Raw genomic sequence first — 255 nt, forward strand, 5'->3', positions numbered from 1 at the left:
TCGGACCGGACGGCGCCGGCCACTATGTGAAGATGGTGCACAACGGCATCGAGTACGGCGACATGCAGCTGATCTGCGAAGCGTACGACCTGCTTCAGAACGTGCTCGGCGTTACGACGGAAGAGCTTCACGAAATTTTCACCGAGTGGAACAAAGGCGAGCTCGACAGCTACCTGATCGAAATTACGCGCGACATCTTCGCGAAATACGATCCGGAGACGGGCAAGCCGATGGTCGACGTTATTCTCGACTCCG

General features: G+C 56.9%; 1 pseudogene. It reads left to right on the forward strand.

Annotated features, from left to right (window positions below):
* A pseudogene (locus NQZ67_RS30960) lies at positions 1–255 on the forward strand (NADP-dependent phosphogluconate dehydrogenase); the annotation flags it as partial.

It is taken from the genome of Paenibacillus soyae (assembly GCF_024623455.1).
Taxonomy (GTDB): Bacteria; Bacillota; Bacilli; order Paenibacillales; family Paenibacillaceae; genus Pristimantibacillus; species Pristimantibacillus soyae.